Genomic DNA, 16,772 nt, shown 5'->3' on the forward strand with positions numbered 1-16,772 from the left:
CACCCACTGGTGGCGTTTCTTTTCTTACATTAGTATGTTATGAAAAATTTGAGAGAATGTTGAAACTTCACAGTTTCGTTTTTGTTTTACTAAACATTATTTATTCTTGAGAAAGCATAGAAATTATCTTATTTTATCATGGGCGTTGGCTGAATCTCCGAAGGCAGTATGCTACTCTGTTGCATGGTGTCTGTTTTCGAAGAATCACCAATAGCGACAGAAACTCCTTGCTGCACTTGTTCTACTCCAGCTGTATTTGTACCCGTAGAGCCATTGCTTGTCATGAAAGGCACTTGTAACGCATTGCTTAGCGTCAGGATAATAGCTACTACAGCCGCTGCCTTAAAGAGAGGCATAAGCCGTTCGCTCAGTCTTATGGTGCGTGCCTTTACGGTCACTGGCTCGTCTATCATGGAAATAATCTTTGCATCAAAGTCGCTTCCCAAAACGTCTTGAGTGGCTTCTTGATGTGCATACACAAACAAGTTTCTGTACTTTTCGAGTTCGGCAGGAACCTCCTTTTGGCTAAAGAACGTGCGAAGAATCTCTTCCTCTTCAAGGGAAGTCTCGCAAACCCAATAGCGTTCTAAAAGTTGTTTGATATATTTATAATCCATAATTGTCGTATCTTTTGAATCGTTCTTTTACCGTTTGTCTGGCTCTGAAGATGTTTATTTTCACTTGTTCTTCGCTAATGTCCAGTATCTCGGCAATTTCTTTGTAGGCTTTTCCTTCAAAATCTCTGAGCTGCATACAGCTTCTTTGCTTCTCGGGCAGCGCATTCACGATATTTCTCACTAATTCTACGCGGTCACGTTGCAGCGTCTTTTCGAAAGGATTGGATGAGTGGTCTGAAGTCTCTACAGGTCTTTCTTCCAACGATTCAGCGAGATGTCCATGCCTTTTCACACAGTCAAGTGCCAAGTTTCGGCATATCGTGAGACTAAAAGCTTCGATGGAATCTATCTCTTCCCAGCTATCTCGCCTGTTCCAAACCTTAATCAGCGTATCTTGAACAATGTCTTCTGCCTCTTCGTGACTAAGCGTAATGCGTAGTGCAAGCCGATAAAACACATTTTTGAGTGGTAAGACGTCGTTCCGAAAACTGATATTTTTCATCCTTGCCTCTATTTATATGACGATTGAGGTGTATGTAAGTTACAACGTAATCTTCTTTTAACTTTTATTAAAAGATAATTCTTCCAATTACAAGCAATTGTTGTAGGTGGCATGAGGTGTTGTGGATGTTCTCCAACTCTTGCCTCATTTCTGTTCCCTTTGCCTTCCTTATTCAAGATAGGTATAGCCGTAAAGACCAGAGCGATAATTATTTAAGAACTCTTTTCCTTCGTCTAATGAAATCTTTCCTTGCTTGACACTCTTTGTCACCCAAGTTTCTAATTGCCTTACCAATTTCTTTGGATTGTATTGCACATAGTCAAGTACTTCCTCAACAGTCTCACCATCAATGATTTGGTCTATTTTGTATTTGCCATCCTTCACGGAGATATGTACAGCGTTGGTATCTCCAAAGAGATTGTGTAAATCGCCTAAAATCTCTTGATAGGCTCCTACGAGGAACACACCTAAATAATAGGGTTCATGATTTTTCAGCGTATGGACAGGCAAGACGTGTGAGATGTTGCGATTGGTCACAAAGTTTGCAATCTTCCCATCACTATCACAGGTAATATCTTGCAAGGTTGCATTGCGTGTAGGTCGTTCGTTCAGTCGCTGAATAGGCAATATAGGGAAGAGCTGATCTATCGCCCAACTATCTGGGAGTGATTGAAATAAAGAAAAATTACAGAAGTATTTATCTGCCAAAGTCTTGTCTAAATTTCTCAATTCGTCAGGGACATGCTTGAGCGACTTAGCCATCATGTTTATTTCATGACAGATACTCCAATAAATACTCTCTATCTCCGCCCGTGTACGAAGGTCGACAATGCCGTGCGTGAACAGGTCAAGAGATTCTTCGCGGATTTGTTCTGCATCATGCCAATCTTCCATAATGTTGCGCGAATTCAAATTATCCCATATATCATAGAGATCTTTTACCAACTGATGATCATTCTCTTCGGGTTCAAACTCTTCAGGCATTTGAGGCAAACTGGCGGTTTCCAACACATCAATAATAAGCACGGAGTGGTGCGCAGAAAGTGATCTGCCACTCTCGGTGATAAGGTTCGGATGCGGAATCTCGTTTTTATCCGCTGCCTCTACAAAGGTGTAAATACAGTCATTGACATATTCTTGAATAGAATAATTGACCGAACTCTCACTATTCGAGGAACGTGTACCGTCATAGTCCACCCCTAATCCTCCACCACAGTCTACGAAATCGACGGGATAACCCATTTTATGCAGGTTGATGTAATATTGCGCCGCTTCACGTAGAGCCGTCTGAATACGGCGTATTTTGGTGATTTGCGACCCGATGTGGAAATGAATCAAGTGAAGACAGTCTTTGAGACCTTTCTCCTCAAGCATTTTTAATGCCAGTAAAAGTTCTGAAGAATTCAAACCAAACTTGGAGGCATCGCCACCACTTTCAGCCCATTTTCCCGAACCCGATGAAGCCAATTTGATGCGAATACCAATATTAGGGCGTACTCCTATCTTCTTAGCAGCTTTTGCAATGATGTCTAATTCGTTGAGCTTTTCAATGACAATGAAGATGCGTTTGCCCATTTTCTGTGCCAAGAGTGCCAGCTCAATGTAGTTTTGGTCTTTATAACCATTGCAGATAATCAGAGAGTCGCTTTGACATTGAACTGCTATGACGGCATGAAGTTCTGGCTTACTGCCTGCTTCCAGTCCTAAATTGAATTTCTGTCCGTGAGAGATAATCTCCTCAACAACAGGTTGCATTTGGTTTACCTTGATGGGGTAGATAATGAAATTCTGTCCTGTATAATTGTATTCCTTGGATGCTTGTTCAAAACAACTGGCAGTCTTTTCTATTCGGTTATCCAAGATGTCGGGAAAACGCAATAGTACGGGTGCGCTCACGTCACGTAATGCCAGCTCGTCCATCACGTCTCTAAGGTCTATCTCCGTGTTGTCTTTGCAAGGTGTTACATAGGCATTTCCCTTTTCGTTGATGCCAAAATAAGAAACGCCCCATCCATTGATGTTATATAGTTCTTTTGAATCTTCTATTGTCCACTTTTTCATTGTTTCCGAAATGTTCTGTTTTTAGAGGTTGAGAAGTGCTCTCAATTGAGTTACTGCTAATTTAATTTTTTCGTATTGATCTAGTAATGTCACGTCAAAGGTGTACTGTGCCTTTTGATAATAAATTTCTCGTTCACGGAGTTGGCTTTGGATATAGGCTTTCACCTCATCCGCTGTCTTATTGAGTAGTAAGGGTCTAACGTTCCTGCCCATGTTCAAATGTTTGTAGAGCACATCGGTGCAGGCTTTCAGATATACCGTTTTGCCCTGCCTGTTCATGTAGTCCATGTTGTCAAAGAAGCAGGGAGTGCCACCACCACAGCTGAAAATAACATTCTCGAACTCGGCAACTTCGTGCAGCATTTCATGCTCTATTTTCCGAAATCCCTCTTCTCCTCGCTCTTCAAAGATTTGTGGTATCGTCTTTCGCATCCTATTTTCTATGTACCAATCAAGGTCGTAAAAGGGCATTCCCGTGGCTTTAGACAGGGCTTTTCCTATCGTTGTCTTTCCTGCCCCCATGTAGCCAAGGATGATAATACGATTCATCATGTCTTGAGGCACTTTATTTTCTACTCCGAGTTGACTTCTTTACGGGCGTATTTTGGATAATCTCCATACACTGTTCGTAGGAAATATCCGCAGCTTTGTCGTGCCATATTTTTGGCAGTCGGTAGTTCTTTCCGTCATAGGCGATGTATGGACCGTACCTACCGTTGAGTACTTCCATCTTTTCGTCTTGTTCAAAGGATTTGATGTGACGTTCTTTCTCCTGCTGTCGTTTTTGCTCTATCAGCTCTATCGCTGTCTCTAAGCTTACTTTCAAGGGGTTTTCAGTCTTGGGAAGGGATACATATTTTTTGTTGTGAAGCACGTATGGACCAAATCTACCCGCCCCTATCACGACATCAGAGCCTTCAAACTGTCCTACTGTACGAGGCAGTTGAAAGAGTTTCAGCGCCTCTTCCAAGGTGATGGTTGCCATACTTTTATCCGCAGGAAGCTGTGAAAACTTCGGTTTCTCGTCATCTTCAGCCGTCCCGATTTGTACCACTGGACCAAATCTTCCTATCTTTACAAATACTGGTTTCCCACTCTCAGGGTCAATGCCTATTTCTCGTTCACCAGCTTTGTGTTCGCTTCGGGCATTCATTACTTTTTCTACAACGGGTTCAAAATCTTTGTAGAACACCTTCATCATTTTTAGCCATGAAGCCTTTCCTTCGGCAATTTCATCGAACTTCTCTTCTACATTTGCGGTGAAGTTATAGTCCATGATAGCTGGGAAATTGTTTATCAAGAAGTCGTTCACTACGGTTCCTATGTCAGTAGGTAGGAGTTTTCCCTTCTCATTGCCCACCACTTCGGTTTTCTCTTTTGACGTGATGTGGTCATTCTTCAAGGTGTCTATGGTGTAGGTCCGTTCATCGCCTTTCTTGTCTCCTTTTTGCACATATTCTCGTTGCTGGATAGTGCTAATAGTGGGCGCATAAGTAGAAGGACGTCCAATGCCCAATTCCTCTAATTTCTTCACCAAACTGGCTTCCGTGTATCGAATAGGACTTTGGGAGTAACGCTCGGTTGAGGTGATTTCGTGTCGCAGTAAGCGGTCGCCTTCGGTAAGAACGGGCAAGGTGTGTGAGGTGTCTTCTTGATTTGTCTCATCCTCATCGCTTGATTCGCGATAAGCTTTGATGAAACCATCAAACTTAATATTCTCCACGTTTGCAACAAACTGCTCTGTCACACCACTAACCTCAATGTTCACGGTCGTCTTTTCTATCTGGGCATCTGCCATTTGGCTGGCTGCCGTACGCTTCCAGATGAGGTCGTAGAGTCTACGCTCTTGCGAGGTTCCTTCTATCTCGTGCTGGCTCATGTAAGTGGGGCGAATGGCTTCGTGCGCTTCTTGTGCGCCTTTCGAGTGTGTCTGATATTTACGAGGCTTATTGTATTCCTTGCCATAAGCCTTTATGATTTCGTCTTTGCTGGTATTGATAGCGAGCGATGACAGGTTGACGCTGTCGGTACGCATGTAAGTAATCAATCCGCTTTCGTACAGATGTTGCGCTATCATCATGGTTTGTCCCACCGTAAATCCCAACTTTCGTGCTGCCTCTTGTTGCAGTGTGGAGGTGGTAAAGGGAGGCGCTGGTGTGCGTTTGAGGGGCTTGCGTGCAATGCTGCCCACTGTGAACTGTGCGTCTTTGCATTTTTCTAAGAAAGCAAGTGCTTCTTCGTGAGTAGGGAAACGCTTGTCTAATTCGGCTTTCACCTCCGCTGTTCCCTCTGCATTTGCAATATTGAAAGTTGCATTGATGCGGTAGTAAGGCTCGCTTTTGAAGGCTTGTATCTCTCGTTCACGCTCTACAATGAGTCGTACAGCCACGCTCTGCACACGTCCTGCCGAGAGGGCTGGCTTGACTTTTCGCCAAAGAACGGGCGACAGACGGAAGCCTACCAAGCGGTCGAGTACACGCCTTGCTTGTTGCGCATTGACCAAATCCATGTTGAGATGGCGTGGATTTTGAATGGCATCTAAAATAGCGGGCTTGGTGATTTCATGAAAAACAATGCGATTTGTTTTTTCTTCATCCAAACCAAGCACCTCGCACAGATGCCAAGATATGGCTTCTCCCTCACGGTCTTCATCGGATGCGAGCCATATATATTTGGCGTCCTTGGCGTTTTTCTTCAGTTCGCTAACTAATTTTTTCTTCTCCTCTGGGATTTCATATTTTGGCTCTAAAGTCTTTGGATCAATGCTCAACTCTTTCTTCTTCAAGTCACGAATATGACCATAGGAGGACATTACCTTATAGTCTTTGCCCAAAAACTTCTCAATCGTTTTTGCTTTTGCAGGGCTCTCTACAATTACTAAATTCTCTTGCATTGCTGTTGAATCGTCTTGTTATTTGGCGGCAAAAGTAAACAAAACTTTCTTTATACCTTTTATATATAGAATATTTTGGCAGGTTTTTAAGGTTTTTAAGATGCGTTTGCTTAAATTATAAATCAGAATGCCTTTTTATTTGCATAAAATTTTACCAAAATAACTGTCAAAAAACTTTACAGTTGCGACAACAATTTTGGGATATTTTCAGCCGAAGAAGACTGAAATAATTGTTTTCAATCGCATGCACACCAAATCTATAACATGCAGATTATCAATAAAATGAGCTCAGATTAAAGCTTCGCTCAATACACGATGTAAGCTGTCTCTATTTCCTAAGATTATTGAAGCATGGAGATAAGGGCCTTAACTCATGGAGATAAGGCGGTTATCTACATGGGTTAAGGGCATTAACTCATGTAGATAACAACGGCATGTAAAAATGTTTACAATTATCGGGGTAAGTGATGGTCTAAAAATCGACGGAGACCTTCACGTATGGAACGTAATCCAAACTCTTCGGTATGGATATCCTCTGGTGCCATCCAAAGTGTTTCGCCTGCATCATCACCTGCGGTCAGAGTTGAGGTGTCGGCTACCTCGCAAAGGAAAAACATGTCCAAGGTAGGGATGTCTAAACCGCTGTATCGGTATTTATTGGGTAAGCTGAAGAGGTATGTGGCTTTTGTAACGTCAAGGTTGGTCTCTTCTTTCACCTCTCTTATTACTCCTTCCTCGCCCGTTTCATTTGCATCGGTGAAACCACCAGGCAAGTCGTAAGTTCCTTTTGCAGGCTCTTTGAGGCGGCGCTCTATCAGGATTTCACCTTTTTGATTCATGATGAAAGCCACGTTTGCCGCACTTGGATTCAGATAATATTCAAAGTGACAATTCTCGCACTGCTTGCTTTTCTCGTTCTTAATCACAAAATGCTGACTTCCGCAGACGGGACAGAACTGAAATTTTTCTAATAAGTGTATCATTGTTGTTTGTGATGGATAATGTCTGTTTTATCGTTTCCTCTCTATGGTCTAAGGGGCTGGAACCCTCGCTTCATAGATTTGGACTCAAGTGTCTTGACACTTACAAAGATACTAAATTTTATTGATTCGACAAATCCTATTCACTTTCTTTCTTCTCATCGCCTAAATCACCCAAAAAACATGAATAAATGAGGTTTCATGAACAGTTGGAGGGCTGGAAAGCTATAAAATCAAGACACATGAGTTAATATTTGTTTCTTTTGTGTGAAATTCATTTAATTAATCGTATATTTGCAAACATAAAGAGTATAAAAAAATCAAAACTATTAAACCTTTAAAATTTATTCGTATTTATGGCAACATTTAGGACAATAATGCTAATGGCATTGGCATTATCCTCCGCCAGTCTTTCGCATGCTGATACGTCTGTTACCCCCATGGTGACAGTGGCTCAGCAGCAGGCTGCGTGTAAGGGTACTATTATGGATACGAATGGCGACCCTATTATTGGAGCGTCTATCGTAGTGAATGGACAAAAGAAAGCCACAATCAGCGATATGGAGGGCAACTTTACGCTGCCAGATGTGGCAACGGGAACCACGCTCACCATTTCGTATGTGGGCTACAAAACCCAAACGGTGGTATGGAATGGGAAAGACCTTTCTATCACACTGCACGAGGATGCCGAAAGTCTGGAGGACGTAGTGGTTGTGGGCTACGGTACTCAGAAGAAGGTAAACCTTACGGGTGCCGTGTCGGTAGTGAGCAAGAAGACATTAGAGTCGCGCGCCGTTACCAGTGTGGCACAGGCATTGCAAGGTGCTGTACCGGGACTGAACTTCACCGTGGGCAACGGTGGTGGCTCATTGGACCGCCGTATGTCTATGAACATCCGTGGTACGGGTACCATCGGTGAGGGTTCTAACGCTTCGCCACTGGTGCTGATTGATGGTACCGAAGGCGACTTGTACTCGCTGGCACCCAACGACATTGAGAGCATCTCTGTATTGAAAGATGCCTCAGCAAGTGCTATTTATGGTTCACGTGCAGCCTTTGGTGTTATTTTGGTGACAACCAAGAGCGGTAAGGACGGGCGCGCAAGTATTTCATACAACGGCAATATGCGTTTCTCAACGGCTACGCAAGTACCAGAGATGCCCAACTCGTACGACTTCGCACGCTATTGGAACGATGCTGCTGCCAACAATGGTGAGGGTGCACCGTTCAACGAGGAAATCATGAAGAAGATTCAAGACAACATCAACGGCACACTCAAGGAAGAAGACAAGGGTCTTACCAAGTGGCAAGGTTATGCCGCTAATGAGCCATGGGCGATGTACACGGGTTCGTGGGCAAACACCGACTGGTTCAAGGAAATGTACAAAAGCAATGTTCCCTCACAAGAGCATAACGTTTCTATCAGCGGTGGTGTGAAGAACATCAACTACTATGTAAGTGGTACATGGCTTAACCAGCACGGATTGATACGCCACGGCAAGGACGTACTCAACAAGTACAACTTTACAACGAAGGTGAACGCTGACGTCACCAAGTGGCTCTCCATCTCGTACAGCAACAAGTGGAACCGTGAGGCATTCAGTCGTCCATCTTATATGACGGGACTTTTCTTCCATAACATCGCACGCCGTTGGCCTACCAATCCTGTCTATGATCCACACGGACACTATGTGCATGGTAATGAGATTATCCAGATGGAAGATGGCGGATTGGACAAATCCACCACAGACAAGCTGTTCCAACAGCTGGTGTTTGAGTTCAAGCCTCTCGCTGGCTGGAAGATACGTTTGGAGGGTAACTACAACACCACCAACTATCACAACCACTGGGACGTGCTACCTATCTACTATCACGACCCACAGGAACTGCTCACCCCTGCTGCATGGAATGATGGCTACAAGGCGGGAAAGTCGGACGTGAGTGATGGCATGAGCCGTACCAATTACTTCAACGGTCGCTTCTACACCGAGTATGCGTTTACGCTCAACGAAAAGCATGACCTGAAGTTGTTAGGTGGTTTGGATATGGAGTCAAACTTGTACACCGTGCTGTCTGCATCGCGTGCTGATCTCATCACACCGTTGGTGCCTACGCTCAACAACGCCACTCACGAGAACACACGTCCAGGCTTCGGCAACACCCAATGGGCAACCATGGGTATGTTTGCTCGTGTGAACTATGCTTATGATTCTCGCTACTTGGCTGAGTTCTCTATCCGCCGAGACGGTTCTTCACGTTTCATCGGTGATAAGACATGGGCTACTTTCCCCTCATTCTCTTTGGGTTGGAACATGGCGCGCGAGGCGTTCTTCAAGCCACTTACCAATACGGTGCAGACCTTGAAGGTGCGTGGTTCTTGGGGAACATTGGGTAACACCAACATCAAAGAAATATATCCATGGTTCCTTAGTCAACCAGTATGGGCAACATCTTCAAATTGGCTTATCAATGGACAAAAGCAGACTATTGCAAGCGTGCCAGGATTGGTATCACCAAATCTGACATGGGAAACCGTACGCTCTTGGAACGTGGGATTAGACTTCGGCATGTTCAACAACAGATTGCAAGGTAACTTCGACTACTTTGTCCGCAACACAAGCGACATGGTAGGACCTGCTCCAGCCAAGCCTTCTATCTTGGGTGCAGACCCACCTAAAGAAAACAACAGTAACTTGCGCACCAACGGCTGGGAACTGGAAGTAAGATGGCGCGACCATATCGGCGATTTCAACTATGGAGTGAAGTTAGTAATGTCGGACGACATACAAACTATTACACGCTTCTACAATCCTAACCGCCTGCTGTCAGATTGGTGTGAAGGTCAGAAGATGGGTGACATTTGGGGATATCAAGTAGAAGGCATCGCACAGTCGGACAAAGAGATGAGCGACTGGCTTGCTAACAACAAACCATCATGGGGCTCAAACTGGGCTGCCGGTGATGTGATGTACAAAGACTTGAATGGCGATAAGAAAGTAAACAACGGTGAGAACACCTACGATAACACTGGCGACTTGTCCGTTATCGGTAATTCAATGCCACGCTATCGCTTTGGTATTACCATGGACGCAGCGTGGAAAGGATTTGACTTCCTGCTCTTCTTACAAGGTGTAGGCAAGCGCGACTTCTGGGACGCTTCTCCTTACAGCACTGGTGCTAACCACGGCATGTGGCAGGCAGCCGCCTTCAAAGAGCATTTGGACTACTGGCGTCCAGCAGATGATAAGAACTTCGGTCCTAATCCTGGTGCCTTCTATCCACGTCCACTCTTCGGCAATGGATGGAAGAACTTCTATACCAGCGACCGCTACTTGCAGAATGCAGCCTACATGCGCATTAAGAACATTCAGCTGGGTTATACCTTACCTGTTGGATTGACAAGCGCATGGGGACTTAACAGAGTTCGTTTCTATATCTCTGCAGAGAACCTGTACACATTCACTAAAATGAATAAAATCTTCGATCCAGAGGCAACAGGTGGTGACTGGGGACCAGGAAAGATTTACCCTCTGCAAAGGGTTTTGTCTTTTGGTTTGAATCTTAACTTTTAATAATTGGAAATTATGAAATACGATATAAAAAATATTTTAAGAGGAGGAATGGTCATCGCATGTACCAGCTTGATGCTGACAGCGTGCAACGACTTCTTAGACAGGGCACCTCTGGACCAAGTGTCTCCTGGCGATTATTATAAAAACGCTGACCAATTAGGTACATTCACATGGCTCTACTATGGCTCTATCTTCCCCAACAACATTGGTTGGTGGGCAGGTGTAGCCACTTACGACAATGGAACCGACAACCAAGCTACATCCAACGGCAATGCGGGTATGTTCCTACAAGACCAGTGGAAAGTGCCAACATCGGGTGGTATCGGCTTTAACGCCATTCGCGATGTTAACAAGTTCATCAACGAACAAGAAGCAAAGATAAAGGCAGGAGCCATTGAAGGCGACAAAAAGCAGATCAACCAATATATGGGCGAAGCTTACTTCATCAGAGCCATGCTTTATTTCAGTAAACTGAAAAGCTTTGGCGACTTCCCTATCGTTCTGAAAGAACTGAACATTGATGCCGACTTGGCAGAAGCAAGCAAGCGTATGCCTCGTAACTTGGTGGCACGCCAGATTTTGTCTGATATGGACAAAGCCATCTCACAATTGCAGGAAAAGCCTGTCAATGGTGGAAAGCTACGCATCAACAAGTATGCTGCATTGGCAGTGAAGTCAAGAATGGCTCTATACGAGGGAACATTTGAGAAGTATCACAGAGGTACTGGACGTGTGCCTGGTGATGCCAACTGGCCTGGAAAGAACATGTCTTGGAACAAAGACTTCAAGATTAATCAACAAGAAGAGGTAGATTTCTTCTTGACTCAAGCCATGGATGCTGCTAAACAGGTATCCGACGCTGTTGGACTTCCTACTGCAAACAGTCATCAGATGAATCCTACCAAGAAGAGTGAATATGGAGGCTGGAATCCTTATTACGACATGTTTGCTTCTTCTGACTTGAGCAAATATCCAGAAGTGTTGATGTGGAGACAGTTCAATTCGGACATTGGTGTGGCACACCTTACATCTAACAAATTGCGAACAGGCTCACAGACGGGATGGACAAGAGGTTTGGTAGAGTCGTTCTTGATGAAGAACGGTTTGCCTATCTATGCCACAGGCTCTGGATACCAGGGTGACAAGTCGATTGATTTGGCTAAGACCAATAGAGACGAGCGCTTGCAACTCTTTGTATTTGGCGAATCGGACGTACTGGCTACAGACCCAAACAGCATCGCAGTGTATAATGCAGAAGCGAAGAAGAAAAAACTTCCAGAAGTAGACCTTGTCAAGTTGGGCATTGCCAATATCGTTACAGATAATGCCGAGAGCAAAGATAACACTGGCTACAGACAGCGCAAATTCTACAACTACGACCCTGACATGCAGTTGGGACAGACTTTCTCGGATGTTTCAGGACAGATATTGGTACGCGTAGAAGAAGCAATGCTTAACTATATCGAGGCTTCTTACGAGAAGACTGGTGGTATTGATGCAACAGCACGCAAGTATTGGACACAATTGCGCGAACGTGCTGGCATTACAGCCTCTATCGAGACAACCATTGACGCTACTGACATGAGCCGCGAAGCAAACGTAAATACACCTTCGTATGACTGGGGTGCATTCTCTGCAGGTAAACCTATCAACGCCACACTGTATTCTATCAGACGTGAACGTAGAAGCGAGTTGGCTGGTGAGGGTTATCGCATGGACGACCTCATTCGTTGGTGTGCACTTGACCAGGTAAAGAACTACCAAATAGAAGGTGTGAACTTCTGGGACGAAATGTATAAGAATAAGGTATTTGAGTATAAAGTTAAAGACGACAAGGGCAATGAAGTGACGAAGAACTATATCGTTGCTGATGGTGGCGACAAGGCTACCATGTCCTCTAAGGACCTTACGAAATACTATCGTCCTTACCAGATGAACAAGAAATACAACCTGTACAATGGATACACATTCTATCAGGCTCACTACTTGTCACCATTCTCAGTTCAGGAAATGAAACTCTGCTCACCCGATGGTTCTGTGGCAAATACATATCTCTATCAGAATATTTATTGGCCAACAACAGCCAACGGTGAGGCTGAAAAGTAAAAATGGAAAATTAATAGATAACTCTTGAATATGGGAGACAGTTGACCAATATCGGTCACTGCCTCCCATTTTTTTGTATTGTTACGAGAAATAACCAACTATGTGCTCGTTGCATATTTTTGTATTGATAAAAGATACGCCACATTAATAATATGTAATTTTGTTAAATAGATATAATTAAACGGGTAGGTTTGTACCTTTTCTTTGCACATTACTATTAAATATGTATTTTTGCAGACCGATTATTTCGGGGATGAACTTAGAGTCCCCTGTGCGGTCGTGTTAATAGTGATGCTTTTGGCCGAGTGTTACGGTTAGTGAATCGCCCGTGCAAGTGAGAAAAAATAATGTTTTTTAGTAGTAAAATTTAAAAGTTTAATGGACACTTTAAGTTATAAGACTATTTCCGTTAATAAGGAAACAGCAAAGAAAGAGTGGGTCGTAGTAGATGCAAGCGATCAAATCGTTGGTCGTTTTTGCTCTAAAGTAGCAAAGTTGCTACGTGGAAAGTACAAGCCATCTTTCACCCCTCATGTAGATTGCGGTGACAATGTCATCATCATCAACGCAGAGAAGATTAAGTTCTCTGGTAAAAAAGAAACAGACAAGCTATACACACGTTATACTGGTTACCCAGGCGGACAGCGTTTCAACACCCCCGCAGAGCTTCGCACTCGCAAGAATGGTGTAGAGAAGATTGTTCGTCATGCTGTGAAAGGTATGTTACCAAAGGGTCCTTTGGGTCGCTCTTTGTTGAAGAACCTGTATGTTTTTGAAGGAGCTGAGCATGATAAAGCAGCTCAGCAGCCAAAGGCAATTGATATTAACCAGTATAAATAATAAGTAAAATGGAAATAATCAACGCAATAGGTCGCCGCAAGAGCGCAGTTGCTCGTGTTTACCTCACTGAAGGTACCGGCAAAATTACGATTAACAAAAAAGACATTGAGACATATTTCCCATCAGCTATTTTGCGTTATGTGGTTAAGCAGCCATTGACGACACTCGAAGTTGAAGGCAAATATGATATTAAGGTAAATCTTGATGGTGGCGGCTTTACAGGTCAGAGCCAAGCTCTCCGTTTGGCAATTGCTCGCGCCTTGGTAAAGATTAATGCTGATGATAAGGGCGCATTGAAAGCACAAGGCTTCTTGACTCGTGACAGTCGTTCTGTAGAACGTAAGAAACCAGGTCAGCCAAAAGCTCGTCGTCGCTTCCAGTTCAGTAAGCGTTAATTGAGGAGAGTAGTAGACAAGGTGACGAGTGGACAAGTGGACGAGGTGATACTTATACACTTGAAAACGATTAACTCGCAAGCTTGTAAACTTGTAAACTGTTAACTCGTACACTTACAAGCTATCAACTCGTAAACTTGTAAACTGATCACTCGTAAACTTGTAAACTATTCACTCGTCAACTGAGCATCCGTTTAGTATCTAAATCCTCGAGATTTCCCATGCGTGGCGAACTACTCGAAGATTGGTTCTAATCAACTAAAAAGAAAGTAAACAATTAAAAAAAGAAAAAATGTCAAGAACAAACTTTGACCAATTATTACAGGCTGGTAGTCATTTTGGACACCTTCGCCGCAAGTGGAATCCTGCAATGGCTCCTTATATCTTTATGGAGCGTAATGGTATTCATATCATCGACTTAAACAAAACCGTAGCAAAAATTGATGAGGCTGCAGAAGCTTTGAAACAAATTGCTAAGTCTGGAAAGAAGATTTTGTTTGTCGCTACTAAAAAACAAGCTAAGGACATTGTAGCTGAGAAGGCTGCATCTGTTAACATGCCATACGTTATTGAGCGCTGGGCTGGTGGTATGCTCACCAACTTCCCTACCATTCGTAAGGCTGTGAAGAAAATGGCAAACATTGATAAGTTGATGAACGACGGTACTTTCGCAAACATCTCTAAGCGCGAATTGCTGCAAGTAACACGCCAGCGTGCTAAGTTAGAAAAGAACTTAGGTTCTATTGCCGACCTGACACGTTTGCCATCAGCACTTTTCGTTGTTGACGTAATGAAAGAGCATATCGCTGTAAAGGAAGCAAACCGCTTGGGTATTCCTGTTTTTGCTATCGTAGATACCAATTCAGATCCTAAGAATATTGACTTTGTCATTCCTGCTAATGACGATGCGAAAGATTCCATTGACGTCATCCTAACAGCTTGCTGCCAAGCAATTGCTGAAGGATTGGAAGAGCGTAAGGCAGAAAAAGCAGACGAGAAGGCTGCAGCAGAGCAAAGCGAAGAAGTAGCTGAGGCTAAGCCAAAGCGAGCACGTAGAGCTCGTAAAGAAGCAGAAGAAACCGTAGAGACTTCTACCGAAGTTGCTGATGAAAAAGCAGAAACAGAAGAAAAAGAAGAAGTTGAAGTGAAAGCAGAAGAGGAAACTCCAGCTGCAGAATAATTGTATGAACAGAGGAGAATAGAGAATGATGGTATGTAACAAAAATATGCCAAAAATTTTCTTTATTCTTCTCTGCTCTTTTTTATATAACAATACATATTAACCCCTATAAATAAGAAATAAGATTATGGCTGTTAACATTGCTGATATACAGAAACTACGTAAGATGACAGGTGCTGGTCTGGCTGATTGTAAAAAGGCTTTGACCGAAGCAGAAGGAAATATGGACAGAGCTGTTGAGCTTGTTCGTGAGCGTGGATTAGCCATTGCTGCAAAACGTTCTGATCGCGAGACTTCCAACGGTTGCGTTCTCGTTAAGAAGTCGAATGACTTTGCCGCAATGATTGCACTGAAGTGCGAAACTGATTTCGTTGCTAACGGTAAGGAATTCATTGAGTGCACCGAGCAAATTCTTGATGCTGCGATTGCTGCCAAAGCAAAGAACATCGAAGAGATATTGGGCTTGACCTTTGCTGACGGTAAAGACGTAGCAACGACTGTTAAACTTCGCTCAGGTATCACTGGTGAGAAAATGGAACTCGACGGTTACCTCTTCATCGAAGGCGAAAACGTGGAGATCTATAACCACATGAACAAAAACATCCTTTGCACCATGGTTCAGACCAACAAACCAGCAGAAGAGCAGGGACACAACATCGCTATGCAGGTAGCTGCAATGAACCCCGTAGCACTGAACGAGGAAAGTGTTACACAAGAGGTGAAAGATGCAGAGTACAAAGTGGCTCTTGAAAAGACAAAAGAGGAACAGGTAGAAAAAGCTGTGACCAATGCGCTGAAGAAGGCTGGCTTCAATGTTTACATCTCAGAAAGCGAAGATCACATGGAAGAAGGCATTCGCAAGGGTGAAATCACAGAAGCACAAGCTGACGAAATCAGAAAGCTGAAGAAGGAAGTTGCTGAAGAGAAATTAGCAAATTTGAACGAGCAAATGATTCAAAATATTGCTAAAGGTCGCATGAACAAGTTCTTTAAGGAGAGCTGTCTCTTGAATCAAGAATATATTCAAGATAGCAAACTGACCGTTGCAGACTATCTGAAGCAGACCGACAAAGAGCTTACAGTTGTGAACTTTAAGCGTTTTAGTTTGCGTGCAGACTAAACATCGTATCGTATTGAACTATCAATCAACCGTATAGAGCCAGTGAAGAGATTTTCTTTACTGGCTTTTTTCTTGCCTATTTGGTACGTACCTGCCCAGCTGTTTGGGTTCCGCACAAAGTGTAGCCACTTGACAGATTGACATTTTCACCTAAAACAAACGAGCGTATCTCATGTAAATCCTTAAAAATGGGACTAACATTCCTCCTCCCTGTTCTTTGATTGAATAAAGCTTTTTATACAACGCGCGCCGTCTACCGAACAGCATTTGTAACATTGGTGACACGGTGTATTCAAAGATAATAAATGCTGAATTTTCTTTACAAAGCACCTCTCATAACTTGCGTGTAAATCACCAACAGCAAAGTTGGTCGCAAATACGCGAATTTTGAGCGATGTTCATAATTATTTGACGTTGAGCGTGTTATGCTTAAACCCAAATCGGTCATTAGGATTTCTCTGTGTCGTACGGCAAAGAGAAATCCTTTAATTTTTTCCATATGGACA

The 16,772-nt window shown here is 43.5% G+C and carries 13 protein-coding genes; 6 read left to right on the plus strand and 7 right to left on the minus strand.

The annotated features are described in order from the left end of the window. Positions 1–128: 128 nt before the first annotated feature. The 6 genes from DEM91_RS04220 to DEM91_RS04245 all read right to left on the minus strand — a co-directional run bounded on the left by DEM91_RS04220 (position 129) and on the right by DEM91_RS04245 (position 7,053). On the minus strand, positions 129–617 hold the full coding sequence (locus DEM91_RS04220) for a pyruvate ferredoxin oxidoreductase (protein ID WP_249858111.1): 489 nt from the start codon (positions 615–617) through the stop codon (positions 129–131). Beyond that, complete coding sequence (locus DEM91_RS04225; protein WP_249858112.1) at positions 607–1,119, minus strand: RNA polymerase sigma factor; 513 nt, start codon at positions 1,117–1,119, stop codon at positions 607–609. The genes DEM91_RS04220 and DEM91_RS04225 overlap by 11 nt, the downstream gene beginning before the upstream one ends. 168 nt (positions 1,120–1,287) lie before the next feature. Next, positions 1,288–3,180, minus strand: a complete 1,893-nt coding sequence (gene speA / locus DEM91_RS04230) for a biosynthetic arginine decarboxylase (RefSeq protein WP_025072027.1) — start codon at positions 3,178–3,180, stop codon at positions 1,288–1,290. A 21-nt stretch (positions 3,181–3,201) separates the two neighbouring features. Further along, the gene (locus DEM91_RS04235) at positions 3,202–3,729 is read right to left on the minus strand and encodes a shikimate kinase (protein WP_249858119.1); all 528 of its coding nucleotides are present in this window, start codon (positions 3,727–3,729) and stop codon (positions 3,202–3,204) included. A gap of 16 nt (positions 3,730–3,745) precedes the next feature. Beyond that, positions 3,746–6,073 (minus strand): type I DNA topoisomerase, encoded by a 2,328-nt coding sequence (topA, locus tag DEM91_RS04240; protein ID WP_249858113.1) that lies wholly within the window; start codon positions 6,071–6,073, stop codon positions 3,746–3,748. Positions 6,074–6,525: 452 nt separating this feature from the next. Beyond that, positions 6,526–7,053, minus strand: coding sequence for an NUDIX domain-containing protein (locus tag DEM91_RS04245; RefSeq protein WP_025072025.1), 528 nt, complete (start codon positions 7,051–7,053; stop codon positions 6,526–6,528). Between the two features lie 356 nt (positions 7,054–7,409). On the opposite strand from DEM91_RS04245, the gene DEM91_RS04250 reads away from it, so the two are divergent. The 6 genes from DEM91_RS04250 to tsf all read left to right on the plus strand — a co-directional run bounded on the left by DEM91_RS04250 (position 7,410) and on the right by tsf (position 16,266). Continuing rightward, on the plus strand, positions 7,410–10,625 hold the full coding sequence (locus DEM91_RS04250; protein ID WP_249858114.1) for a SusC/RagA family TonB-linked outer membrane protein: 3,216 nt from the start codon (positions 7,410–7,412) through the stop codon (positions 10,623–10,625). A 12-nt stretch (positions 10,626–10,637) separates the two neighbouring features. After that, positions 10,638–12,731: a RagB/SusD family nutrient uptake outer membrane protein gene (locus DEM91_RS04255; RefSeq protein WP_249858115.1), complete on the plus strand. Its 2,094-nt coding sequence runs from the start codon at positions 10,638–10,640 to the stop codon at positions 12,729–12,731. A 378-nt stretch (positions 12,732–13,109) separates the two neighbouring features. Further along, entirely contained in the window at positions 13,110–13,571 is a 462-nt protein-coding gene (gene rplM, locus DEM91_RS04260; protein ID WP_103003612.1) for a 50S ribosomal protein L13, read from the plus strand. A gap of 8 nt (positions 13,572–13,579) precedes the next feature. After that, on the plus strand, positions 13,580–13,966 hold the full coding sequence (rpsI, locus tag DEM91_RS04265) for a 30S ribosomal protein S9 (RefSeq protein ID WP_103003613.1): 387 nt from the start codon (positions 13,580–13,582) through the stop codon (positions 13,964–13,966). A 292-nt stretch (positions 13,967–14,258) separates the two neighbouring features. Next, positions 14,259–15,146, plus strand: coding sequence for a 30S ribosomal protein S2 (gene rpsB, locus DEM91_RS04270; RefSeq protein ID WP_008125044.1), 888 nt, complete (start codon positions 14,259–14,261; stop codon positions 15,144–15,146). 127 nt (positions 15,147–15,273) lie between these two features. Then, positions 15,274–16,266 carry a translation elongation factor Ts gene (gene tsf / locus DEM91_RS04275; RefSeq protein WP_249858116.1) on the plus strand — a complete coding sequence of 331 codons (993 nt, stop codon included), beginning with the start codon at positions 15,274–15,276 and terminating at the stop codon, positions 16,264–16,266. Between the two features lie 319 nt (positions 16,267–16,585). On the opposite strand, the gene DEM91_RS04280 is transcribed toward tsf, so the two are convergent. Further along, positions 16,586–16,772, minus strand: a 187-nt coding sequence (locus tag DEM91_RS04280) for a hypothetical protein (protein ID WP_249858117.1), incomplete at its 5' end; no start/stop codon positions are given.

The organism is Prevotella sp. TCVGH, from assembly GCF_023522295.1.
In the GTDB taxonomy this organism is placed as follows: Bacteria; Bacteroidota; Bacteroidia; order Bacteroidales; family Bacteroidaceae; genus Prevotella; species Prevotella timonensis.